18 protein-coding genes, 2 tRNA genes and 2 pseudogenes are annotated in these 23,458 nt (G+C 71.3%); 6 read left to right on the forward strand and 16 right to left on the reverse strand.

Annotated elements, in window-relative coordinates; genetic code table 11:
* Together V6U90_RS01565 and V6U90_RS01570 are read left to right on the forward strand one after the other, a co-directional pair.
* On the forward strand, positions 1 to 678 hold the full coding sequence (locus V6U90_RS01565) for a DUF4956 domain-containing protein (protein ID WP_334430711.1): 678 nt from the start codon (positions 1 to 3) through the stop codon (positions 676 to 678).
* Positions 678 to 2,276: a CotH kinase family protein gene (locus tag V6U90_RS01570; RefSeq protein WP_334430712.1), complete on the forward strand. Its 1,599-nt coding sequence runs from the start codon at positions 678 to 680 to the stop codon at positions 2,274 to 2,276. Before V6U90_RS01565 ends, V6U90_RS01570 begins: the two co-directional genes overlap by 1 nt.
* Before the next feature lie 54 nt (positions 2,277 to 2,330).
* On the opposite strand, the gene V6U90_RS01575 is transcribed toward V6U90_RS01570, so the two are convergent.
* Positions 2,331 to 3,287, reverse strand: coding sequence for an L-threonylcarbamoyladenylate synthase (locus tag V6U90_RS01575; protein WP_334430866.1), 957 nt, complete (start codon positions 3,285 to 3,287; stop codon positions 2,331 to 2,333).
* A 309-nt stretch (positions 3,288 to 3,596) separates the two neighbouring features.
* On the opposite strand from V6U90_RS01575, the gene V6U90_RS01580 reads away from it, so the two are divergent.
* Both V6U90_RS01580 and V6U90_RS01585 read left to right on the forward strand, forming a co-directional pair.
* Positions 3,597 to 3,779: a hypothetical protein gene (locus tag V6U90_RS01580; RefSeq protein WP_334430713.1), complete on the forward strand. Its 183-nt coding sequence runs from the start codon at positions 3,597 to 3,599 to the stop codon at positions 3,777 to 3,779.
* Positions 3,780 to 4,003: 224 nt separating this feature from the next.
* The gene (locus V6U90_RS01585) at positions 4,004 to 6,082 is read left to right on the forward strand and encodes a DUF4153 domain-containing protein (protein WP_334430714.1); all 2,079 of its coding nucleotides are present in this window, start codon (positions 4,004 to 4,006) and stop codon (positions 6,080 to 6,082) included.
* Positions 6,083 to 6,548: 466 nt separating this feature from the next.
* Here V6U90_RS01585 and V6U90_RS01590 read toward each other — a convergent pair whose 3' ends face one another.
* Together V6U90_RS01590 and V6U90_RS01595 are read right to left on the reverse strand one after the other, a co-directional pair.
* A complete protein-coding gene (locus tag V6U90_RS01590) occupies positions 6,549 to 7,280 on the reverse strand; it encodes a DUF7873 family protein (protein WP_334430715.1) in 732 nt (243 codons plus the stop codon).
* 59 nt (positions 7,281 to 7,339) lie between these two features.
* Positions 7,340 to 8,398: a sigma-70 family RNA polymerase sigma factor gene (locus V6U90_RS01595; RefSeq protein WP_334430716.1), complete on the reverse strand. Its 1,059-nt coding sequence runs from the start codon at positions 8,396 to 8,398 to the stop codon at positions 7,340 to 7,342.
* 114 nt (positions 8,399 to 8,512) lie between these two features.
* On the opposite strand from V6U90_RS01595, the gene V6U90_RS01600 reads away from it, so the two are divergent.
* Complete coding sequence (locus V6U90_RS01600; protein WP_334430717.1) at positions 8,513 to 9,136, forward strand: maleylpyruvate isomerase family mycothiol-dependent enzyme; 624 nt, start codon at positions 8,513 to 8,515, stop codon at positions 9,134 to 9,136.
* Positions 9,137 to 9,219: 83 nt separating this feature from the next.
* Here V6U90_RS01600 and V6U90_RS01605 read toward each other — a convergent pair whose 3' ends face one another.
* The 11 genes and pseudogenes from V6U90_RS01605 to V6U90_RS01650 all read right to left on the reverse strand — a co-directional run bounded on the left by V6U90_RS01605 (position 9,220) and on the right by V6U90_RS01650 (position 19,184).
* Positions 9,220 to 9,477 carry a Txe/YoeB family addiction module toxin gene (locus V6U90_RS01605; RefSeq protein ID WP_334430718.1) on the reverse strand — a complete coding sequence of 86 codons (258 nt, stop codon included), beginning with the start codon at positions 9,475 to 9,477 and terminating at the stop codon, positions 9,220 to 9,222.
* Entirely contained in the window at positions 9,474 to 9,749 is a 276-nt protein-coding gene (locus V6U90_RS01610; RefSeq protein ID WP_334430719.1) for a type II toxin-antitoxin system Phd/YefM family antitoxin, read from the reverse strand. The genes V6U90_RS01605 and V6U90_RS01610 overlap by 4 nt, the downstream gene beginning before the upstream one ends.
* A 387-nt stretch (positions 9,750 to 10,136) precedes the next feature.
* Positions 10,137 to 10,763: a hypothetical protein gene (locus V6U90_RS01615; RefSeq protein ID WP_334430720.1), complete on the reverse strand. Its 627-nt coding sequence runs from the start codon at positions 10,761 to 10,763 to the stop codon at positions 10,137 to 10,139.
* Between the two features lie 359 nt (positions 10,764 to 11,122).
* On the reverse strand, positions 11,123 to 13,201 hold the full coding sequence (locus tag V6U90_RS01620) for a helicase-associated domain-containing protein (protein ID WP_334430721.1): 2,079 nt from the start codon (positions 13,199 to 13,201) through the stop codon (positions 11,123 to 11,125).
* Positions 13,202 to 13,352: 151 nt separating this feature from the next.
* Positions 13,353 to 13,426 (reverse strand) — tRNA-Ile (locus V6U90_RS01625).
* 74 nt (positions 13,427 to 13,500) lie between these two features.
* Complete coding sequence (locus tag V6U90_RS01630) at positions 13,501 to 15,198, reverse strand: insulinase family protein (protein WP_334430722.1); 1,698 nt, start codon at positions 15,196 to 15,198, stop codon at positions 13,501 to 13,503.
* Positions 15,195 to 16,154, reverse strand: coding sequence for a hypothetical protein (locus V6U90_RS01635; protein ID WP_334430723.1), 960 nt, complete (start codon positions 16,152 to 16,154; stop codon positions 15,195 to 15,197). The genes V6U90_RS01630 and V6U90_RS01635 overlap by 4 nt, the downstream gene beginning before the upstream one ends.
* Before the next feature lie 51 nt (positions 16,155 to 16,205).
* Positions 16,206 to 16,573, reverse strand: a pseudogene (locus V6U90_RS01640) (FAD-dependent oxidoreductase); the annotation flags it as partial.
* Positions 16,574 to 16,585: 12 nt separating this feature from the next.
* Positions 16,586 to 16,693: pseudogene (locus tag V6U90_RS33890) on the reverse strand (NAD(P)-binding protein); the annotation flags it as partial.
* A gap of 29 nt (positions 16,694 to 16,722) precedes the next feature.
* Positions 16,723 to 18,834 (reverse strand): MMPL family transporter, encoded by a 2,112-nt coding sequence (locus tag V6U90_RS01645; RefSeq protein WP_334430724.1) that lies wholly within the window; start codon positions 18,832 to 18,834, stop codon positions 16,723 to 16,725.
* 277 nt (positions 18,835 to 19,111) lie between these two features.
* Positions 19,112 to 19,184, reverse strand: a tRNA-Asn gene (locus V6U90_RS01650).
* Positions 19,185 to 19,448: 264 nt separating this feature from the next.
* Here V6U90_RS01650 and V6U90_RS01655 point away from each other — a divergent pair.
* Positions 19,449 to 19,877 carry a hypothetical protein gene (locus tag V6U90_RS01655; protein WP_334430725.1) on the forward strand — a complete coding sequence of 143 codons (429 nt, stop codon included), beginning with the start codon at positions 19,449 to 19,451 and terminating at the stop codon, positions 19,875 to 19,877.
* Between the two features lie 123 nt (positions 19,878 to 20,000).
* Here V6U90_RS01655 and V6U90_RS01660 read toward each other — a convergent pair whose 3' ends face one another.
* Positions 20,001 to 21,011 carry a sugar phosphate isomerase/epimerase family protein gene (locus V6U90_RS01660; RefSeq protein ID WP_334430726.1) on the reverse strand — a complete coding sequence of 337 codons (1,011 nt, stop codon included), beginning with the start codon at positions 21,009 to 21,011 and terminating at the stop codon, positions 20,001 to 20,003.
* A gap of 337 nt (positions 21,012 to 21,348) precedes the next feature.
* Positions 21,349 to 23,457, reverse strand: coding sequence for a ThuA domain-containing protein (locus V6U90_RS01665; RefSeq protein WP_334430727.1), 2,109 nt, complete (start codon positions 23,455 to 23,457; stop codon positions 21,349 to 21,351).
* Position 23,458 lies beyond the last annotated feature (1 nt).

Consider the following 23,458-nt stretch of genomic DNA (forward strand, 5'->3'; position numbering starts at 1 on the left):
ATGGACATCACGTTCCAGGATCTGTCCGGCACGTTCAGCGTCGGCGACATCGCCATCGCGCTGTCCCTGTCGTTCCTGCTGAGTGCCGTGATCGGCTGGGTCTACCGGGCCACCCACCGCAACGTGTCGTACAGCCAGTCGTACGTCCAGACGTTGATCATCCTCGGCATGCTGATCTCGCTGATCATGCTGGTGGTGGGTTCCAACATCGCGCGGGCCTTCGCCCTGGTGGGCGCGTTGTCGGTGGTGCGGTTCCGCAACGCCATCAAGGAGACCCGCGACGTCGGCTTCATCTTCCTGGTGATGGGTGTCGGCATGGCCTGCGGCACCCGGTTCTACACGCTGGCCGTCGTGGCGGCGGTCGCGATCAGCCTGATCATCCTGGTCATGTACCGGTTCAACTGGTTCGCCCTGAACGTGCAGCGGCAGGTGGTCAAGGTCCAGGTACCGGCCGGCGCCAACCACACCGCCGACATCCGGGACGTGCTGGTCCGCTACACCACCGAGTTCGAGCTGGTCAGCATGGAGTCGATCCGGGCCGGAGCGCTCACCGAACTGATGTACACGGTCCGGTTGAAGAAGGGCGGCGAGCCGGGCGACCTGATCACCGCGCTCGGCGAGCGGAACTCCGGCCAGCGGGTCACCGTGCTGACCGGCTACGACCAGACGGACCTGTGATGTCCGCGCCCCGGATCCGCCGTCCGCTGCTCCCGCGCCGGATCCGGTACCGGATACCGGTCCGGGTACGCCAGAACTGGCGGCTGTTGACCGTCTGCACCGCGTTCCTGGCTGTGCTGACCCTCGTGCTGAGTACCGAACGGATCCGTCCGTACGTCACCAGCAGCAGCGACGTCCCGTCCGGAGCGGTCGCGGTGGACATCGCTGGGAGCGGGGAGCTGTTCGACCCGACGAGGGCGCACACCATCTCGATCAGCTTCCGGGACGCGGACTACGAACGGATGCTGGAGACCTACTTCAAGGAGGGCGAGAAGGAGTACGTCGAGGCGGACCTGACCATCGACGGCACCTTCATCCCTAGCGTCGGGATCCGGCTGAAGGGCAACTCCACGCTGGGCGCGCTGACCTGGAAGGGACAGACCCGATCGTCGCGGCAGGGCGGCGCGGGCGGACCCGGTGGCATGCCAGGAGGTGACGGCCAGCGGCCCGGCGGCGGGATGCTCCCCGGCGGGGGCATGTCACGGGTCGGGCTGAAGGGCGAGGAACCGGAGACCCTGCCCTGGCTGATCCGGTTCGACGAGTTCGTCGAGGGCCGGCGCTACCAGGGGCACCAGGAGATCGCGGTTCGCGTCGGCGGGATGGGCGGTGGCTCGACGGTACTGAACGAGGCGCTGTCGCTCGCGCTGCTCGACAGCACCGGTGAACCGGCCCAGCGCTACGCCTACACGTCGTTCCGGGTCAACGACCGGCCGCAGACGGCCCGGCTGCTGGTCGAGCACCCGGACGGGAACTTCGCCGAGCGGTTGGACTCCACCGGGGTGCTGTACAAGTCGTTGGCCAGCAGCAGGTTCACCGACCAGGGCGACGACCCGGTCGAGTACCAGGACGACTTCAACCAGATCACCATGCGGGGCAGTCAGGACCTGCAACCGGTCATCGACCTGATCCAGTGGGTCGACGGTGCCGGCGACGAGGAGTTCGACGCCGGCCTAGCCGACCGGGTCGACGTGCCGTCGTTCGCCCGCTACGTGGCCCTACAGAACCTGTTGCTCAACTTCGACGACATGGCCGGCCCGGGTAGGAACTACTACCTCTGGTACGACCTGGGGACGAAGAGGTTCCGGGTGATCGGCTGGGACCACAACCTGACCTTCAGCGGCAACGCGGAGCAGGGACCGCACGACAGCGGTGGGTTCGGCATGATGCGCAACCTGGGCGGCGGGGGCCTGCCGGCACCTAGCGGCGCGGCCCAGCCGGGCGACGTGGTGGTGCAGCCCGGTGGTGACGCGGCCCAGCCGGGTGGCGGCAACGGCCAGGGCGGGCCGCGCGGCGGCATGATGACGGGCCACCGGCTGAAGGAGCGGTTTCTGGCCAGCTCGGCGTTCACCGACGAGTACGAGAACGCCTACCGCGCGCTCTACCAGGAGATCTACGGCAGCGGACGGGCGACGCAGACGCTCGACGCGATCACCACGGTGTTGAAAACCGTCGACGGGGTGGACGCCGGGTCGGTGGAGACCGACGCCACCCGGCTCCGGACGCTGGTGCAGCAGCGTACCGCGGCCCTCGGCCGACACGAGGTGATCACCGGAAGCTGACCGGCGGGACGCAGCGGGGTCCGGTGACCCGTGACCGGGCCCCGCGCCGCCGTCCTACTGCCAGGTGGCCGCCGCCCGGCGGAGCCGGTCGTTGATCGCCCGGCCCAGACCGGTGTCCGGCACCGGTTCGGCCAGGATCTCGGTCACCCCGGCGGCGTCCAGCCGGTGCAGGGCCTCGAAGAGCCGGGCCGCCGCCTCGGTCAGATCACCCCTGGCCGAGAGCACCTCGACGGCGGCGTACCCGTCGGCCGGCCGGTCCCGCAGGGCCAGGTAGCCCCGGCGTACCCCGTCCGGCTGCCGGGCCGGTACCGGCGCGGTGACCAGACGCAACGGCGTACCCGGGGCGTAGTGCGCGGCCAGCGTGCCGGGCGCGGTCGGCTGGCCGGAGTTCCCCGGATCGACCTCGACCAGGCCGACCACCTCGACCAGTGCCTCCACCGGCAGCGCACCGAGCCGGCGCACCACCGGACGGTCCCCCCGGGCGTCGACGATGGTCGACTCGATGCCGCACCGGGCCGGTCCCCCGTCCAGGACCAGGTCCACCGCTGCCCCCAGTCCGGCCACCACGTGTTCGGCGCGGGTCGGGCTGAGCTGGCCGAACCGGTTGGCGCTGGGCGCGGCGACCGGCACGCCGGCCTCGGCGATCAGCGCCTGGGCGACCGGATGGTCCGGTACCCGGACCGCCATGGTGTCCAGGCCCGAGGTGACGATCGCCGGGATCGCCGCCGGCCGGGGCAGGATCAGGGTCAACGGTCCCGGCCAGAACCGCTCGGCGAGTGCCTGTGCCGCTGCGGGCAGCCGACCGACCAGATCGGTGAGGTCGGCGGCGGCGGCCAGGTGGGTGATCAGCGGGTCGAACCGGGGCCGCGCCTTCGCCTCGAACACCCGCGCCACCGCCCGGGCGTCCAGCGCGTTGGCGCCGAGGCCGTAGACCGTCTCGGTGGGAAAGGCCACCAGGCCTCCGGCCCGCAGCACACCGGCAGCCTCGGCGATGCCGGAACCGGCGGGCAGGACCCGGGTAGATGCGGTACTCACCGGCCTGACGGTAGCCGCCCGGACCGACCGGCGATCGGCCGGCCCCGGTGGTCGACCGGCCCCGGGATGGCCATGGTGACCGTCGAGTACCGGGCGCGGCGCACCCGTCCCCGTCGGATGATCAGTCGCGGGCAGCATCGCAAGTTCGAGTATTGAGGGACCGGTGGACCGTGGCTACGTTCCACGCTTGACATCTTCCCGAGCTGAAGCAGGGGGATTCAACCCTCGCGGGTTGAGCTTTCTGCTTCACCGACCGCAGCCGATCCGGAATACCGGCGAGGGACGGTGTACGCGATCGCCGAGCACGCGCGACCGGAGCAGCGGATCTTCGTGGGCGTGACCGATCCGATCGACCCGACGGTGGAAACCGCCGAGCAGGTCCGGGACCGGGTGCTGCACGCTGCCGAGTACCTCGGATCCGTCCCGGTTGGGCACCTGCGACGACTGCGGCTTCGCGCCGTTCGGTGACGACCTGTCGACGTCACGGGACACCGCCTGGTCGAAGATCCGCGCCCGGATCGAGGGCACCGCACTCGCGGCCGACCGACTGGGCTGGTGATCGAGGCCGTTGCCGTCTCTCTTCCCCACGGTCCCGCGGCTGGGGCCCGCAGGGCCGTGGGCTGTGCGGGGCGGCGGCGGGCGGAGGGATGGGCCTACAGTGTGTCCCCACCCCGCTGATCAAGGAGAACACTGTGCCCGAGCCGCCACCGGCTACAGATCCCTCCGGGAGTCCGGCGGCGTCCGGCCCCCGCGACGGCAAGGCCCCCGCCGAGGCGACACCCCCGTACCTGCTGGTCATGCCCGGTACGGAGGCGGCACCGCAGGCCATGACGTGGCCCGGACCGGACGGTGTGCCCGCCTGGGCGATCCCGGTCACCGTGCCGCCCGGCACCCGTGGGTACGCGCTCTTCGTCCCCCTGGTGCCGGCCGGCACCGCCGACCCGCAGCAGGCCGGTGCGGAGCCGACCACCCCGCCCGCCCCGGCAGTGGACCAGGTCCGTACGGAGCCGACCGCACCGACCGGCGCCACGGTCACCTCCGGTGCGGCACAGACTCCCCCGGCCCCCGCCGCTCCGCCCGTCACCGCCCCCGCCGCTCCCCCCGTCACCGCACCGCGACCCGTCACCGCACCGCCACCGGCAGCACCTCCGGTCACACCTCCGGTCGTCGCACCGCCCGTCCCGCCACAGGCCGCTGGCCCACCACAGTGGGCGCCGTCAGGGCCACCGCCCAGGCCGATGTACCAGGCGATCCCGCCCCGGCCGGCACAGCCGTCGTTCTTCACGCGGCACTGGCCCGGTCCGGCACCCGCGCAGGGCCGGTCCGTACCTGCGGCGGTTCTCGCCGGTGCCCTGGGGCTGGCCTTCTTCCTTCCGCTGGGCCGTACCGGTATCGGTTGGTTCCTCGGCTGGCTGACCCTCACCGTCGGGGTCGTCGCGGCGGTCCGGCGGACCACCGCCGACCTGCCGCATACCGAACGGTGGATCCGGGCCGGCTGGGCGGGGGCGGCCCTGGCCCTGCTCGCGGTGCTCGCCTTCCGTAACGCCTGGTGGCTGGTGACGTTCTGCGTCCTCGGCGCGCTCGTTTGCACGGCACTGGCCATCGTGGGTGGCCGGCTGATCCGGTCGATCCTGTTCAGCCTGGTGGCGGCACCGATCGCGGCATTGCGTGGGCTGCCGTGGGTACGCCGGCACATCCGGCCTACCAAGGATCCCGGGATCGTCCGACGGATCGTCGGGTCGGTGGCCGCCACCGTGGTCGTGCTGCTCGTCTTCGGCGCGTTGCTCTCCTCGGCCGACGTCGCCTTCTCGACGATGCTCGGCAAACTGGTACCCGAGGTGAACGTCGGTACCGTGTTCGGCTGGATCTTCCTGCTGGCCGTTGGCGCCCTGGTCGCGGTCGCCGCCGTCTACACCCTGGCCGCCCCACCGGATTTGTCCACGGTGGACAGGCCGAGCAGGCGCCGGATCGGGGTGGGCGAGTGGGCACCCGCCATCGGCGGGCTGACCCTGCTCTTCGGCGGCTTCGTCGCCGTACAGTTCACCGTGCTCTTCGGCGGCCAGCGGCACGTCCTGCGGACCACCGGGCTCAGTTACGCCGAGTACGCCCGCAGCGGGTTCTGGCAGCTGGTCATCGTCACGCTGCTGACCCTGGCGGTGCTGGGCGGGGTGACCCGCTGGGCCCGCCGGGACCGACCGGTCGAGCGCGTCCTGCTGCGGGTTCTGCTCGGCCTGCTGAGCGCGCTGAGCGTCGTCATCGTGGTCTCCGCGCTGTCCCGGATGTACACCTACCAGAAGGTGTACAGCTTCACCGGGGAACGCATCTTCGTCATGGCGTTCGAACTGCTGCTCGGCGCGGTCTTCCTGATGGTCATGGCAGCCGGGATCCGGTGGCGGGGCACCTGGATCCCCCGTACCACCATCGGTCTCGCCGTGGTGATGCTGCTCAGCCTGGCCGTGCTCAACCCGGAGGACTACGCCGCCCAGCGGAACATCACCCGGTACGAGCAGACCGGCGAGATCGACGCCTGGTACCTGCGGGCGCTCTCCGCCGACGCGACGCCGGCCCTGGCGAAGCTGCCCGGCCCGGTCCGCCGCTGCACGTTGAGCTGGATCGCCCGGGACCTCGATGAGGAGGACCCCTGGTACGCCTGGAACCTGGGCCGGATGCGGGCCCGCCGGACACTCGACCGGCTGGGTCCGGCGGCGGTCGGCGGCCCGAAGGACTGCCGCGCCGCCGACCAGTACGACCTGCCCAAGACCCGCCGCTGAGCGGATCGGCGGCATCGGTCGCCATCGGCGGTTGATGCACTGTCGACCGGCAGCGGTCGACGTAGCGATAGCGGAGCCCCCGGCCTACCCAAGCCGGGGGCTCCCGTTTTCCGCCCATCTCGCACGCCAGCGGCGTTTAAAGTCGCAGGTCAATCTGATATTCGTCGCGCTCTGCCATTGAGCTACCGCGCCACGTGCCTAGAGGCGCGGGTCGGACTCGAACCCACACTTCGACGACCGTTTCCCGCGACTGTTCGATCTGGCGATCGGCGGGAATACTGAGCCTGGAGCGATAGTCTGAGGTTGATGCAAGGCCGGTCTGCCTCTGCCAGTTGGGCCACCCCGGCGTGCCGTGCCGGGGGCAGGATTCGAACCTGCACCGGAACCGTCCTCTGCTCAGGCTGAACGTCAGTCTCAGTCTCTGCACTTCCGTGCACCCCCGCGCTCCACGGGGGAGTTCCAGACGCTACCCGAAGAGGTAGCCGAACACCTGCTCGCCGGCCCGTACGTCCTCGACGTCGGTCATGTTGGCCTGCTCGCGGGCGAACTTCACCGCCTGCTGGAGCTTCACGACCCGCTCCCGCAGTTCCTTGACCCGGGTCGCGGGCAGGGCACCGGAGAGCTTCACGGTCGTCCAGTAGCCGACCGGCACGTCCTCGGTGTAGACCTCCACCTGGGCGGGGTGCTTGTCGGTGGCCTCGGCCTTGACGTGGTTACGCATCACCTTGCGGCTACGGACCGTCCGGACCGGGTCGGACGCGTAGGCACCGGCCGCCTCACTGAACGTCCACGTCTCGGCCGGGTCGAGAACGGGCAGCTTGTCGACGAAGGTGTGCAGGTCGACCAACTGCTTCTCCAGGAACAGCAGGTAGGTGACCGGCACGTCGGCGAGGACGGTGCGCCCATCCACCACCACGTCGGCCCGGGCCCGGGTGTTCGCGACCTCCTGGGTGAGCACCAGATCGAACAGCCGGGTCAGGGTCTTCGACACGTCCGTGACCACGTCGGTGGCCGACACCTGCACCCGGGTCGACTCCGGCGGCAACTGCTCGCCCTCTTCGTCCTTCGGCTGGTAGCTGCGGGAAATGCCGGACAGCAGAGGCGACTTCTGGACGTTGCGGTGCGCGTCGGTGACGTCGCGGTTCGCCTGCGCCTTCACGCCCTTGGTGACCGCGATGATCTGGTTGAGCTTCGGCATTTCTCGGATTCCCTTCAGACGGCTGGACGCTACCAGCGTCGATCAGGAATCACGATCGACTATCCGGCGACCGGTACCGCCCGGGCCGACCGGGAACCCCGGACGGGCGACCCGGGCGGGAATTCCGGCGCGGGCGACCCGGGCGGGAATTCCGGCGCGGGCGACCCGGGCGGGCCGAACAGCGGGACCAACTGCCCGAGGTCCAGGTACGTGGTGAGGCCGGCGACCAGACCGTCGACGACGTCCAGCACGACCAGGCCGAAGGGCGCGTGCACCCCGCCGGACCCGGGCCGGGTCTGCCAGAACGCCGGCGACCCGTTGACCCGGACCGGAACGAGCCTGGCCCCCGCGCAGGCACCCGGCGCCAGCAGCGCCTGCCGGATCCGGTCCCGGCCCCGCAGCCACCACGCGAAGGGCGGCATCGACATCGTCGCCTCCTCGTGCAGCAGGGCCACCAGCGCCCCGACGTCGTGACGCTCGAACGCGTCGCAGTAGCGGGTGAGCAGATCACGCTGCAGCGGGTCGTCCGGCCGGAACGGATCCCCGGGCCGGACACCGACCGTCCGCAGCGTCGACCTTGCCCGTTGCAGCGTGCTGGTCACCGCGGCTGTCGTGGTCCCCAGGAGGAGAGCGACCTCGGCGGACCGCCAACACAGCACGTCACGGAGGATCAGCACCGCCCGCTGTCGCGCTGGAAGATGTTGCAGAGCGGCGACGAAGGCCAACCGGATGCTCTCCCGCCGCACGGCGGTCTCCTCCGGGCCGTCCTCCGGCGGCAGCACCAGACCGTCCGGCACCGGCTGCACCCAGGTCCGCGCCGGGAGCGGTACGCCGATGTCCGGCCCGGTCGCCGGTCCACCGAGATCCACGGCGAGGGCCCGGCGTCCCGCGCCCCGGAGCAGGTCGAGACAGACGTTCGTCGCGATCCGGTACAGCCAGGTCCGCAGCGACGCCCGTTGCGGGTCGTAGCGGGCGCCCGATCGCCAGGCCCGCACCATCGTCTCCTGCACCGCGTCCTCGGCTTCCGCTCCGGAGCCGAGCATCCGATAGCAGTAGCCGGTCAGTTCGACGCGGAACGCCTCCAGGCGGGAAGTGTCGACGGTCAGCGGGTCCACCACACCCAGACCATACGGGTCCGGTCGGACAGTACGGCGCCGATGAGTTTCCGCCGCCCCGGACGTACCTCCTCTACGGGGCCCGGACCGGGTCACCCGACGGACAGGAGGAACCTGATGGGCAGGGAGCAGCTCAGGGCGGCGGTGGTGGCGGAGCGCGGCGAACAGGCGGACCTACTCGCCGCGCTGCGCGCCGACCAGTGGGACGCGCCGACGCTCTGCGACGGCTGGCGGGTCCGGGAGGTCGTCGCCCACACCACGATGCCGTTCCGGACGTCGCTGGGCCGAACGGTACGCGAACTGGTGCAGGCCCGTGGTGACGTGAACCGGATGGCCGACCGGACCGCGCGGCGGGACGCGGCCGAGCTGTCCACCGGACAACTACTCGCGGCGCTGCGGGACAACGTCACCCACCCGTGGACCCCGCCCGGCGGCGGCGTGCACGGTGCGCTCTCCCACGACGTCATCCACGGGCTCGACATCACGGTGGGCCTGGGACTGGAACGCCGGGTACCGCTGGACCGGATCGTCCTGGTGCTGTCGGGGATGCGGGAGCGGAACATCAGGTTCTTCGGGGCGGACCTCGACGGGGTCAGGTTGCAGGCGACCGACCTCGACTGGGCGCACGGGACGGGTGTGCCGCTGCACGGGCTCGCCCAGGATCTGCTGCTGGTGCTCTGCGGGCGGCGCCTGCCACCGGGACACCTGGCGGGCCCGGCCGCCGAACGGTTCTCCCGATAGCCGGCGACTACGCTTCCGCGCCGGGCCGATGTGGGCGCAACGAGCGACTGACAGCCGTCGTGGCAGCACGGGACCGGCCTTCGCTACCTGTCGCCGTAGTGGTATCGGCAGGCAATGATCTCGACATCGTCCTTGGTGATCCGGTAGACGAGCCGGTGTTCACGATCGATACGGCGGGACCAGAAGCCGCACAACTCCCCCCGAAGGGGCTCCGGCTTGCCGATGCCCTCGTACCCGTTGCGCATGACGTCCGCGTTGAGATCGTTGATGCGCTTGACCAACTTGCGGTCCGTGTGGCTGAGGTACTGGTCCCATGCCGTCGGCGTGAAGACCAACCTCACGCCACGTCCCGAACGTCGGCCGGCTCGATCAGGTCCCGCTGGGCGGCGTCACCGGTCTCAAGCTCTGCGATCGACCGGCGTAGGGCGGCGGCGTTGCTCGGGTTTCGGAGCAGGTACTCGGTCTCCTTCATCGCTTCGTACTCGGCGAGTGGCACGATGACGACCGGCTCGTGGCCCGACCGGGTTACCACCACCTCTTCCGCGTCGTTGATGACGCTGTCCAGCTCGGCGGCCAGGTTCTGGCGAAGCTGGGTGAAGTTCACCGTACGCATGATCACCTCCACAGCATGTACAGAAAGGTGTACCTCAAGCGGATGAGGTGGAGGTGGCCAGACTCTCGCCGTGGTACCCGCCGCGGCGCAAGGATCGGGGTCAACACCAACCTGCACTCGTACCCCGGTTCGCGTACCGCCGCCTACTGGGCTGGCCTCCAGCCACCCAAACCACGAAGGCACGGGCCAGCGGCCCGGGGCCGGGGCGGTAGCGACGGGCTTGCCGGTGTAGACCCCAGGAGCACGTACCGGCCGTCGGGCGCGAACGCGACACCGTAGACCAGCCCCTCTCCCCGCTGATGGATCGTCGGCGTCCCTCCTCGACGGTCGGCGCCCCCACCGGCGTCGCAGGTGGGGGCGGGCACAACCGGCTCAACGACACAACGGTCAGTTGTTGTCCGCCGGGGACGGCGGCAGTTCGGCGTGCCGGACCCGGTAGTCGCCGTCGGTCACCGGCGCGAAGGGGGCCGGGCCCATGCAGGTACCGGCGCTACCCTCGCGCCACTGGCCGTCGGGGCCCTGGTCGGCGTTGACGACCGCCCAGGAGAAGCCGACCCGGTCGCCGCCGGGTCCGTCGTACACGCTGAAGCCCAGCCGCCGGCCGACCAGGTCGGCCACCGGCGCGTCCGCCTCCGTGACCACGGCGGTGAGGGTCGCGGTCCGCTCGGCCGTGACCAGGCAGTCGACCCGGGCCGCGAAGCGGACGGTGAGACCGTTCGCCGCGACCCGGTGGGCGACGCGGACCGTGCCGGTCGCGTCGGTCGGCAGCCCCTGCGGCACACCCGGCATGGGTCGGGTGTACGGGGTGGCGCGCGCGTCGAAGCTGAAGCTGCGCACGTCCCGGTCCGGCGCGAAGGTCAGCCGGACGTCCCCGGCTCCGGTCACGCTCGCCGTCCTCGGCTTCTGCGGTGCGGCGCTCGCCGCCTTCGGCGTGGCGCTCACCGACGACACGGTGACCAGCGCCGTGGCGGCCACCAACGCGACCGCGCCCACTCCGCGCAACGTCTTGTTCATCCGGTCCTCCTGGCCCTCGCGGCGACCCGGCGTCGCCGTCGGTCTCCAGGTTGCCGGCGGGAGGCCCCGGCCACCTCCCGCCGTGGGGCGAGCCGTCTCCTCCATCCGAGGGAGGGCGGGCTATCCGGTGGTCATCGCCACCGTCGCGTCTCGTCGGCTCCGACGAGCAGGGCACCCAGGCGCGCCGCCGTCAGTGGCTCATACCTCGCAGCACGCTTCCTCACGCCCCTGACGCCTGGTACACCGGGAGGCCGATTCACGGCCAGCCACAGCCCGCGCAACCATGCCCGGCTCCTCCTCTGTCTGGGCCCAGGGCCGGGAAACCGGCTCGGACTGCTCAAGGTCGTCCGGCGGAGGGATCAGCGGTTGCCGAGCAGAGTCCGTGCGACGTCGGCCGGGTCACTCAGGCGTGGCAGCGGGAACATGTCAACGCCGTCCGGCTCGGTGGGTGATGGATCGTTGCGGCGTCGTTGCGGGATCTCGATCGCTGGGCTGCCGTCGAGGCGGAGGTCGGCCGGGGCGTGGCCGGCGGCGCGCAGTGCGGCCAGGGTTTCGGCCTGCGATTTTGCGCTGGCGAGCACGGTCGGGGTGAGCCGGACCAGGTGCAGTGCCTGCAGCGAGCGGGTGTTGAGGATCTCGGTGAGCAGGGTTTCGTCGTCGCTGCACAGGCAGCAGCCGGCGGGGCGTACCTGAATGCGGCCGTATCGGCGGGCTACGTCGTTGATCAGGTAGGTCAGTGTCTGCGGCACGGAGCCGCCTTCGGCCACCTCGGTGACCCGGGCCAGCAGATCCGCCGGGGTGCTTCCGGCGTCGAGTGCGCGGCGGATGCTGGCCGGCGAGAAACGCCAGGTCCAGGCACCGCTGCGGGACTCCGGCGTGGCCGCGCTGTCCAGCAGAGCCAGCAGGTTGGCCGACGGGATGCCGGTCACCACCGCGGTGAGGTCGTTCTGCAACAGGACCGTGCCACGGGACCGGGGCAGCATGGCCTGAGCGTGCCGGTGGGTCGCCTCGGCGTCGCCGGCAAGCAGGCTACGGCAGAGCCTGGTCACTGTTCCGTGAGCGAGCAGACCGAGCCGGTGGGCTTCCCGCCAGATGCCGGTGACGTACCGTTGCAGATCCTCGTCGGCCTGGTCGGTCAGGACAGGGCTCTGCCAGGCCAGCCGGTCGGCAAGCGTGTCGGGGTCGGTGGCGTGACCTTCGGGTAGGACCTCGGCGAGGGTACGCAAGGTCAGGGCGCGCAGACCCGTCAACGTCATCTCCTCACCCTCGTCCCAGTAGAGGACGCGGGTGGAGACTGCGGTGGAGTCGGCCGGGGCGAGCGGGCAGGCGGGCATCGTCAGCCAGTGGTCGACGATGTCCAGCAGTTGATCCGCGGGTTCGGCGGCGGCAAAGTCGTCATAGGCCACCGAGGGCGCCAGACCGGCGTCCGAGGCCTCGGTGAGGCCGCCCGCGCCGAGCAGTTCGATGGTCAGGCGGGTACGATCCTCGTCCTGGCCGGACGACTTGGCGATCCGACGGAGTTCGCGTACGCCGAGACCGCCGGTCTTGAGGAGGGGCACCGGGCCGCCGCTCATGGTTCCGACGATCGCGGTGATTGCGGCGAGGGTCTCCGAGGCGGCGGCTGCGGCCTCCCGTTCGGCGCCCTTTGGCTCGACGGGGGTGGTAGGCATGGCCGGCGGCCGCGGGTCGAACGCAGCGACGTGACCCTCCCGCAGCGCGAGGGCGACCTCGCGGGGCACCTCCTCGATCCCCCATGCGGAGCCGATGACGAGACCACGCTCGGCGGCCCACGGCAGCGCAACCCCGGCCGAGCCGAACATGATCCCGCGCACAGCGAAGGGCTGTGCCGGCCGCGCGGCGAGCGCAGCGAGCCGGGTCTGAACGTCGGCGGGGGCCTGCGCCACGAGCCGGCGCACGTTCTCCGGCCGCGCCAACCAGCCGACCAACGCAACGATCAACTCGTCCTTGCCCCGGCCCGCCACGTGGATGCCGTACACCTTCGCGAGCCTGCGCAGCTCGTTCATGTTCCGCGCGACGAGCAGCTCGGCGGCGCCGGGTCCAAGGTCCAGCGGGTTCGGCCATATCGGGCTCAGATGCGCCGCCGCGAAGCCGTCGGCGTACGGCCAGATCAGGGCGAGCTCGGTGAGACGGCGCAGCGCCTCGGCCAGGTCCGCGTCGCCCTCCGGTACGTCCAACAGCGTCGCCAGCCGCGCGGTGGTGCACCCGTCGCCCAGCGCCGCAGCGGCCTCACCCACCTGGAGCTGCGGCAGGGTAAGCAACGCACAGGCAGCCACCATCGACGACGGGTGAAGCAGCCGTACGGCGAGCTGGTCGGCGGTCTTCGGCGCAGGTTCGATGGTCGCGTCGCGACGATTCGCGACCAGACTGGTGAGCTGATCCTGGGTCAGGGTGCGAAGGTAAGCGGCAAGGGACTCCACCGCACCAACCTACGACGCCCCCTCATGGCGGGAGGCGACAGGTACGCCAGCGGGGGACCGTGTCGCACGGTGTGGATCATCGGCGCGATCAGGCTTGTGGTGCGTGCGCGGTTGTTCCCCTTGAACCTTCCGTTTGGGTATCCGTTTCGGGTGGGGCGGACGGGACTCGAACCCGTGACCGATCGATTATGAGTCGACTGCTCTAACCGGCTGAGCTACCGCCCCCTGCCGCGCGGGGATCGTATCCCGCCCGGCCGATCTCCGACCACACCGTGACCGGGTGCCCGGTGCCCGTCAGCTCACCGCGACCGGCGTCGCCGGAGGATCAGCACGATGGGCAACGCGAGAATAACAGCGAGCAGCCAGGAGATCACGACCACCACCCAGACCCCGTCCGGGGCCTGCCTCCCCTCCTCGGTGAGCAGCATGCCGACGGTCAGCAGCAGGGCGTAGCCGGCCACCACCGTGGTAGCCAGACCGCTGAACACCATCGCGGTGACGGCCAGCGCGCCGGGCCGGCGGGTGGCCGGTACGGCCGGCTGCGCGGCGGGTTCGGGCTGCGGGATCCGTTCGGCGGGTCGGGCCGGCATGGTGACCCGGCGGTCGACCGGTACCTGGCTGTCCAGCATCGGCAGCGTCGCCGGGTGCAGGTGGAACAGGGTGGGCTCGATTCGCAGCGAGATGGCGTCCGCGCCGATGAGCTGGCGGGCCCCGTCGGGCCAGCACAGCAGCGCGGCGCAGTCGGCGTACCGGACGGTGAGCGGGCCGCCGGGCCCGAGGTAGCTCACCCCGTCGACACCGACCTGGAGCTGCCCTTCGCCGTCCCGGGCCAGGTACGGCGTACCGTCGACCACCCCGGTCGAGCAGGTGGGTGCCTCGGTGAAGCCGGCCCAGTCGGCACGGCAGCCCTCCGGGACCATGAGCAGCGCCGAGCCCATCATCTCGGTGGCCACCCCGTGCAGGTCGTCGACGGTCACCGCCGCCAGCTCGGCACGGTACCCGTCGATCTCCAGGTTGGGTTGCCCGGTCAGCAGGTTGACCGCGTACGACGGCAGCCGGGCGGCGTGCACCTCGGCGGTACCGAGCGAGTCCTGGACCTTGCCGACCACCGAGTCCAGGTCGGCCCGGTCGATCCGGCCCACCGCCAGTTTGGCCAGTACGTCGACGAAGCCGCCCAGCACGGCGTCCTGTTTCTCGGGCAGCGCGTCGGCGAGCCCGCGCAGGTGGGCGTACCCGTCGCCGCGCGGCCCGTAGCCGGCCGTGGCGGTGTACGACAGCCCGCCCTCCTGCCGCAGCGACCGGAACAGCTCCCGCTCCAGTACCCCGGCGAAGACGCTGGCCGCGGTACGGCGGCGGACCACCGCGTCGAGTGCCACCGCCCGTGACCCGTGGACGAAGTACGCGGGGGCCTGCGGCAGGGCGGACGAGGCGGCCGGCACCGGCTGGCGGGTCCCGGACGGCAGCGCGAGCCGGAGTCCGGCGGGTACCCGATCCCCCGCGATCCAGAGCACCGCGTTGTCCCGGGTGAAGAACCGGGCCGCCCAGGCGCGCAGGTCGTCCTCGCCGATCATGCTCAGCCCGAACTCGGGGTAGCTGGCCAGGCCGTGGTCACGGGCGCCGTGGCGCCACAGCGGCATGGTGTCCATCGGCCCGGGCGCGCGGCTGCCCCACTCGGTACGCAGGATCTCCTTCTCCACCTCCAGCCGCTGCGCGGGCAGGTTGTGCAGGCTCTCGCAGACTGCGGTGAGGAAGCTGGCGATGTCGTTCTCGGAGCCCTGCATGTGGAAGGAGGTGACGGTCGACCCGGTGGCGCCGTTGAAGTGGTAGTCGGCCAACCCGACCGGGGCAAGTGCCAGGTGTTCCAGCAGGTGGGTGATGCCGCTGCGGGCCAGGGTCTCGTCGGCGGTGCCGACCCGGAAGGCCAGGCCGGCGTGCATCGGCCCGCCGGTCTTGGCCAGCAGTGTCGGTACGCCGTCCACGTCGAGCTGCTCGATCACCGCGCGCCACCCTTCGCGTACGCCCGACTGCGGAACTCGTGGTACGTCTCGGCGGCGTCACCGAAGTAGGCCCAGGGTCGTTCGCTCGCCAACGGCCCGAGCGCCTCGAACTGGGCCACGGCGGCGGCGTACTGGTCGAGCAGGCAGAACATCGCGGCGAAGGTGTTGCGGACCGACACCCAGCCCGGGGTGTGGCGGAACTGCGGGTGCAGCACAGAACGCTGGGCGGCGTCCCAGATCTCCCGTAGCGTCGCCTCGTCCCGCCGGTTGGCGGTCCGTTCGGCGAGGTCGGTGTCGCTGTCGCTGTCGAGCCAGCGTTCCAGGTAGACGTCGGCGATCAGCACCCCGTTGGGTGCGCCGGCCGGGGCGGCGAGCGTGCACTCCCGGGCGAACGCGAACGCCTTCTCCCAGGTGCCGCTCCACTTCGGGCAGAACTGCTGCAGCAGCGACGCCTGGGCCGGCAGGTGGTGCGGTTCGTGCCGGACAAGCTGGTCGTAGCGACGCCGGGCTTCGGACTGGCCCAGTTCGAGGCCGCGGGCGTCGGCGATCCGCAGGGTCCAAGCCGGCACGTACCCGGGGTGCCGGGCGGTGACGTCGATCAGAATCCGCTCGGCCCGGCGCAGATGATCGTGGAAGGCGGCGAACTGTTCCCGCGAGACGTGCCGTGCGCGGGCGCCGCTGCGGATCTCCCAACCGGTGATGATCAGATACGAGGCGAGCAGGGTGGCGGCCAGCGGTTCGGCCGGCTCGGCGGCGAGGACCGACCGGAGAAACGGTTCGATGCCCTTCACCTCACCGGCGAGCTGGACGAGGATCGTCCGCCCGGGCCCGTCGAGCCGGTCGAAGATGTCACGGACGGCCGGCCAGTCGCTGGCGGTCAGGGCGGCGCGCATCCGGTCGACCTCCGGGTACGCCGCACCGGGATCGAAGTTCGGTACCGGGAGGGGGGCGGGCATGGCCGGATACTAATTGATCAAGGTCGGCGTCAAGGCCCTGTTCAGGCGGCCCTACGTGCCGGCGCGAAGCTGTCGGAGCACGGCGCCGGGCGCCCGCCCGCCACTGGCCAGGGCTCCCTGGATCGACGGGCTGCCCCGATGATCACCCGCCATGAACAGGCCCTCCGCCGACCGGATCGGCTTCCGTAGCCGCCTCTGCGGCGGCGGCGCAGCGGGCAGCGCGTCGGGGATGCGCACCGTGGCGAGATGCGTCCCGTCCGTTGTAGACCGCCCGTACAGCCGAGCCAGTTCGGTGCGGACGGCCGGCTCGGGCACCACCGTTGGGCCGACCGTCGACGTGCGATCAGATGCCGCCCCGCCGGGGCGTACGACGGCGCAGCCTTGCTGATCACCGTGCTGGTGGCGATCGACGCCCGGCGGGCGGTGACGACCCGCCCGCCGAGCCGGTCGGCGGCCTCCAGCAGCAGCCACGGTACGCCGGCCCGGTGCAGCCGGCGGGCTGCGGCGAGCCCCGCCGGGCCACCGCCGACGATCACCACGTCGGCGTCAGACGATCACCACGTCGGTGTCAGCGGGCATGACGGCCCTTCCCTTCCGTGTGGTTGGCGCGGGACAGCCGGCTCGGCCACCAGATGCCCGGCCCGATGTCGTAGCTGAGCGCCGGGACGAGCAGGGATCGGACGATGATCGTGTCGATCAGGACGCCGACCGCGACGGCGACGCCGAGTTCGACCAGGACGACCAGGGGCAGTACGGCGAGCGCGGCGAAGGTGGCGGCGAGCACGACGCCGGCGGAGGTGATCACGCCGCCGGTGACGACGAGGCCGTAGAGCACCCCGGCCCGGGTGCCCCGTTTCACCGACTCCTGCCGGACCCGGCTCATCAGGAAGATGTTGTAGTCGATGCCGAGTGCGACCAGGAAGACGAAGGCGAACAGCGGGAAGGACGTGTCCACCCCGGGGAAGCCGAAGACGTACCGGAACAGCAGGGCGCAGAGTCCGAGGGTGGCCGCGTAGGAGAGCAGCACGGTCAGGATCAGCAGCAGCGGGGCGAGTACCGCGCGCAGCAGCAGGGCCAGGATCACGGCGATCACCAGGAGCACCACCGGGATGATCACGTTCTGGTCCCGGGTAGCGGCGTCGCCGGTGTCCACGTTGATCGCGGTGAACCCGCCGACCACCGCGTCGGAGCCGGGCACCGCGTGCACCGCCTCGCGCAGCCGCCGTACGGCCTGCTCGGCGCCGTCACTGTCGGGCGGGTCGGCGAGGGTGGCCTGGAACTGCACCCGGCCGTCGACGACCCGGGGCGGGGCCGCCGGGTCGGGCGGTCCGCCCTGACCCTGCACCGGCAGCACCCGGGCCACCCCCGGTACGCCCCGGGCCACCTGGGCCACCTGTTCGGCGGTACCGGCGGTGGTGAAGATGGTGGCCGGACTGCCGGTGCCGGCCGGGAAGTGCCGGGCGATGGCCTCCTGACCGGCGACCGAGTCGGTACGGGTGGTGAACAGGTCGGTCTGGCCGAGGGTGGTGGCGCCGAGCTGGGTCAGGCCGATTCCGAGCAGGACCAGCAGCACGCTGGTCGCCGCCCAGACGAGCCGGGCGCGGCCGGCGACGAATCCGGCGATCCGGTTCCAGACGCCGTGTTCGGCGCGGGCCTCGGCCTGGTCGGGCTGCGGGACCCGGGGCCAGAACACCCGCCGGCCGCCGAGGACCAGCAGCGCCGGCAGGAAGGTGAGCATCACCAGTACGGTGGCGGCGATGCCGATGGCGGCGACCGGGCCGAGTGCCCGGTTGGAGTTGAGGCTGGACAGCAGCAGGCAGAGCAGGCTGGCGATGGTGGTGCCGCCGGACGCGATGATCGCCGGGGCGGCGCCCCGCCAGGCGGTCCGCATCGCCGCGACCGGCTCGGGGTGCCGGTGCAGTTCCTCCCGGTAGCGGGCGATGAGCAGCAGCGCATAGTCGGTGCCGGCACCGAACACCAGCACGGTGAGGATGCCCTGTGCCTGACCGTTGAGCCGGATCACGTCCGCGTCGGCCAGCAGGTAGATGAACAGCGCCGCGAGGGAGAAGGAGACCGCGGCGGCGAGCAGCGGGAAGATCCAGAGCACCGGGCTGCGGTAGACGACCAGCAGGATCACCAGGACCACGCAGAAGGTGACCAGCAGCAGGGTGCCGTCGATCGCGCTGAACACCTCGATCAGGTCGGCGAGCAGGCCGGCCGGTCCGGCGACGTTGACCGTGAGCCCGTCCGAGCCGGTACCGGTGATCCGCCGTAACTCGTCGACGACCGCGTCGATCTGTTCACCCTCGGCGTCGTCGACCGGTACGACGACCTGGATCGCCTGGCCGTCCTCGCTGGGTACCGGCGGGGGCAGCGGGCTGACCACGCCGGGTACCTGGGCGAAGCGGGCCGCGTCGGCGGTGGCCCGCTGCCGGTCGGCCTCGGTGATGCCGCTGGTGCGTTCGTAGACCACCAGGGCCGGGGTGGTCTGCCGGTCGACGAATCCGCCGGCCAGATCCTGGGCCCGGGTCGCCTCGGCGTCGGTGGGCAGGAAGGCGGCGTTGTCGTTGGTGGCAACCTCGCCGAGCCGTCCGGCGAAGGGTCCGGCGACCCCGCTGACGACGAGCCAGCCGAGCACCACCGCCACCGCGATCAGCGTGGCGAGACTGCGGGTCCGCATCGGGCCATCCCACCCTCCGATAAATCGACTCATGATTCGACGCAACCGGGGTTAATGGTGGCCCAGCGTACAGCCGGGTGGCCCACGTACGGCCGGGTGGCTCCGGTGCCGGAGAGGGGGTACGGCGGGAACCGGCTCCGCGAACCGGACTCCGGCTCCGTGGACTGAACGCGCGAGAGGACCACCCCGTCACGGGTTGCCGGGGGCGACACCTGCCGACCGGACCAGGGAAACGACGATGCCCGCCAGCGACGCCGGCGGGCACATGGTGGAGAAGCTCCCCCGTTTGGACTCGAACCAAAAACCTGCCGGTTAACAGCCGGCTGCTCTGCCAATTGAGCTACGGGGGATCGCTGATCACTGCTCCGGATCTCTCCGGCGCTGTGGCGACGGGGTAAAGAGTACAGGACGAACCCCGGGTTCGGTCCAGGGGGTTGCCGCCCCTGTCCGGCCGCCCGAATCTGGACAAATTGTCGTACCCGCCACAACGAGGCATGAGCGCGGAGGAGGATGGGTAGTTAGCTACCGACAGAGGATGCAGGCGCGACCCGGTTGATCCCGGAGCACTTCGCTCCGGGCCACAGCGGCGCGCGCCAGGTACGGAAGGAGCCGCCATGCGCGGAAAGCTATGGTTCGTGACAGGGTTGGCTGCCGGGTTCGTCCTGGGCGCCCGGGCGGGCCGGGAGAAGTACGAGGAGCTGGTCGTCCGTGGCCGCAAGCTGCTCGACAGCCCCACCGTGCAGGAGGCGGCGGGCGTGGCCCAGGCGCAGGCGACCCGCCTGTACAGCGAGGGCAAGGACAAGCTCGGCCAGACCAAGCTCGGTGAGAAGTTGAGCAGTGGCCCCAACGGCGGCGGCGCCAAGCACGAGCTGACCCCGGCCGACAAGCCGTTCGCCGGCACCCCGGCGAGCGTCGGCGCGAAGTCCGGCACGTCGTCCACCACCTCGGGCTCGTCGTCCTCGTCGACGTCGGGCACGGGTTCGGCCAGCACCACCCCCCGCAGCAAGCCGTCCGGGACGGGCACCAACGGCAGCGCGCTCTGACCCGCGTACCCGGCGGGCCGGTCACCATCTGCGTGACCGGCCCGCCGCCGGGTCCGGGTCCGGTGGCGCCGGCCGGACCCAGGGCCGGCACCCCGGATACGAATCCTGCCGTCGCCGGACGGGTCAGTCCCGCCCGCTGCTGAACGCGGCGTCGAAGGCGGCGCTCGGCGCGTCGAAGGCGAGCCGCCGGACGAACCCCAGCGCCTCGGGGGCACCGACGAGCCGGTCCATTCCGGCGTCCTCCCACTCGATCGAGATCGGACCGTCGTACCCGATGGCGTTCAGCGCCCGGAAGCAGTCCTCCCAGGGCACGTCGCCGTGTCCGGTGGAGACGAAGTCCCACCCCCGGCGCAGGTCGGCCCAGGGCAGGTGGGAGGAGAGCCGGCCGCGCCGCCCGTCCCCGGTACGCACCTTCGCGTCCTTGCAGTCCACGTGGTAGATCCGGTCGGCGAAGTCGAGGATGAAGTTCACCGGGTCCAGCTCCTGCCAGACGAAGTGCGACGGGTCCCAGTTCAGCCCGAACGCCGGCCGGTGGTCGATCGCCTCCAGGGTGCGCTTCGTGGTCCAGTAGTCGTAGGCGATCTCGCTGGGATGCACCTCGTGGGCGAACCGGACCCCCTCGGCGTCGAAGACGTCCAGGATCGGGTTCCACCGGTCGGCGAAGTCCTGGTAGCCGCGCTCGATCATCGCGGGCGGTACCGGCGGGAACATCGCCAGGGTGTGCCAGATCGACGAGCCGGTGAAGCCCACCACCGTCCGTACCCCGAGCTTCGCCGCCGCCCGCGCGGTGTCCTTGATCTCCTCGGCGGCCCGGCGACGTACCCCCTCCGGCTCGCCGTCACCCCAGATCCGCCCCGGCAGGATGTCCTGGTGTCGCTCGTCGATCGGGTGGTCGCAGACCGCCTGCCCCACCAGGTGGTTGGAGATCGCGAAGACCTCCAGGTTGTACTTGGCCAGGGTCTGCCGCTTCCGGTCGACGTACGAGTCGTCGGCCAGTGCCCGGTCGACCTCGAAGTGGTCACCCCAGCAGGCGATCTCCAGGCCGTCGTAGCCCCACTCGGAGGCCAGCCGACAGACCTCCTCGAACGGCAGGTCGGCCCACTGGCCGGTGAAAAGCGTGATCGGTCGCGCCATTGTCGTCTTCCCCTGTCCATGAACAGGGCTCCCGTGTCGAACGGTTGCCCGTCGTGTCGTGGGATTCCCGGAGAGCGCCGAGCGGCGTGCGGCCCGCCCGGTACGGCCGGCGGACTGGGACGAGGGTGACCGGTCCGTAGTCGACCACGACGGCGGCACCGGCGGGTGCGGGACGCACCTGGAACCCAGCGGGTTGCGCCTCCCGCCGGGTCGCCGGCCACCACCAGGGGTCGCCACCGCCCACTCTAGGGCCGGCCAGCGCGGACCGGTAGACACGGCAGGTAAGGAAGGGCCCCTTCTTAACGCTTTCGGTAGAGGAAGGGGCCCTTCTTAACAGCTACGGCAGCGTCCACCTCTGGTTGGCCGCGCCCGTACAGGTCCAGATGTGGATCTGGGTACCGTCGGCGGAGTTGTTGCCGGCCACGTCCAGGCACTTGCCGGACTGCGGGTTACGGACCGTCCCGTCGGCCTGGGCGGACCAGTTCTGCGCCCCGGTGCCGTTGCAGGTCCACAGCTGCACCCTGGTGCCGTCGGCGGTACCGCCGCCGGAGACGTCCAGACACTTGCCGAGCGCCCGGACCGTGCTGTTCGGCGTCACCGTCCAGGTCTGCGCGGCGGTACCGTTGCAGGTCCAGAGCTGGATCTTCGTACCGTCGGTGGTGCCGCCGTTGGCCACGTCCAGGCACTTGCCGGCCAGCCCACGGACCGGGCCGGTACCGCTGCCACCGGTCGACCGGACCAGGGTGAAGTCGTCCACGTCGAACAGGCCGGAGCCGGTGCCGGTGAACGTCAGGTAGAGGTTCTGCGCGCCGGACGGTACCCCGGTCAACGTGGTGGTCACGTCGGCGAAGCTGGTCCAGCCACCGGTGTTGGGTACGGCCACCGAGCCGAGCGCCGGGCCGGTCGGTGAGCCGGTCCGCACCGTGATGGTGCCGCCCGGGCCACCGGAGACGATCCGGGACCGGAACGAGGTGACCCCGGTCAGGTCCACGCCGTTGTATGCGGCCCAGTCGCCCGGGTCGACGTACCCGAGGGTCTGCCCGCCGTTGGCGCCGGTCTTGGTGTATGGGCTGACCCCGCTGGCCGAGCTGAACGCCTCCGCCTGAACGGTGGTGTTCCCGCCCGGCGGGTTGGTACCCAGCTCCCTGATCCGGATGTTGCGGAACGAGACGTCGTCGCCGGTACCGTGGTTCTGGAGGCCGATGTGGCCGGCGAGCGACCGGACCGGGTCGGTGTTGGTGAAGTCGTTGATCTTCACCCCGTTGAGGAACACCTGGAGCCGCTCACCCTCGACCAGCAGCTCGTAGGTGTTCCACTCCCCCGGCGGGTTGAGTGCCGCGTCCCGGGCCGCGACGTCGGCGGACTTGAAGGTGTAGACCGCGCCGGTGGTCCGGTCGGCGGCGTCGGTGGCGTCGATCTGGACCTCGTAGCCGTTGTTCACCGCCGACCACGGGTCGCTCGACGGCGGGAAGCCGATGAACACACCCGAGTTGTCGTCGCCGGCCATCCGCCAGTCCAGCTTGAGCGAGTAGTTGGTGAACTGCTTCGCGCTGTACCAGTACAGGCCCATCCCGCCGACCGAGGTGAGGGTGGCGTCGGCGTTGCTGAAGCTGCCCGGCCCGGCCTGGGACCAGCCGGTGGTCGAGCCGTTGTAGAGGGTGGTGTAACCGGTCTCCGGCCGGCAGTCGGCCTTCGCCCGGCCGGCCGCGTACCGGATGCCGCCGAGCAGGTGGGCCCGGAACGCCGGCTCGGCGTACGACGCCTGGGTGTGGCCGCCGCCGGTGTAGAAGGACCGGCCCCCGGCGTACGTCTTGCACCAGGCGTGCGGGTGGTCGGCGCCCATGCCGCCCCCGGAGTACGACGACTCGTCCAGGGTGGCCAGCACGTGCGCGGTGGAGCGGGCGTTGGTCTGGTAGTTGTACCACTCGTCGGTGCGGTTCCAGGTCGGCGACAGGTGCGCGGTGGCCGGGTGCGCCCGGTCCTCCACCCGCACCGTGGCCGGCTGGATGGCCGGGTGCGAGGCGAAGTACGCGCCGACCAGGTTGCCGTAGAACGACCAGCCGTACTCGGTGTCGGCGGCCGAGTGCACCCCGACGTAGCCGCCACCGGAGCCGATGTACGCCTCGAAGGCGGCCTGCTGGGTGGCGTCGAGCACGTCACCGGTGGTGTTGAGGAAAACCACCGCCTCGTAGCGGCTCAGGTTGGCGGTGCTGAACGCGGTGGCGTCCTCGGTGGCGGTGACGGTGAAGCTGTTGGCCGCCCCGAGGTCGCGGATGGCCTGGGTACCGACCGCGATCGAGTCGTGCCGGAAGCCGGCGGTCTTCGAGAAGACCAGGACGTCGTACGGGGCGTCGGCGGCGCTGACCGGGGCGACCGCCGTGGGGGCGGCGAGGACGGCCAGGGCGGCGGCGCCCACGCCGAGCAGGGTTCGGAGGAGTCTGCGCATC

The sequence above is a fragment of the Micromonospora sp. CPCC 206060 genome, from assembly GCF_036906895.1.
In the GTDB taxonomy this organism is placed as follows: Bacteria; Actinomycetota; Actinomycetes; order Mycobacteriales; family Micromonosporaceae; genus Micromonospora.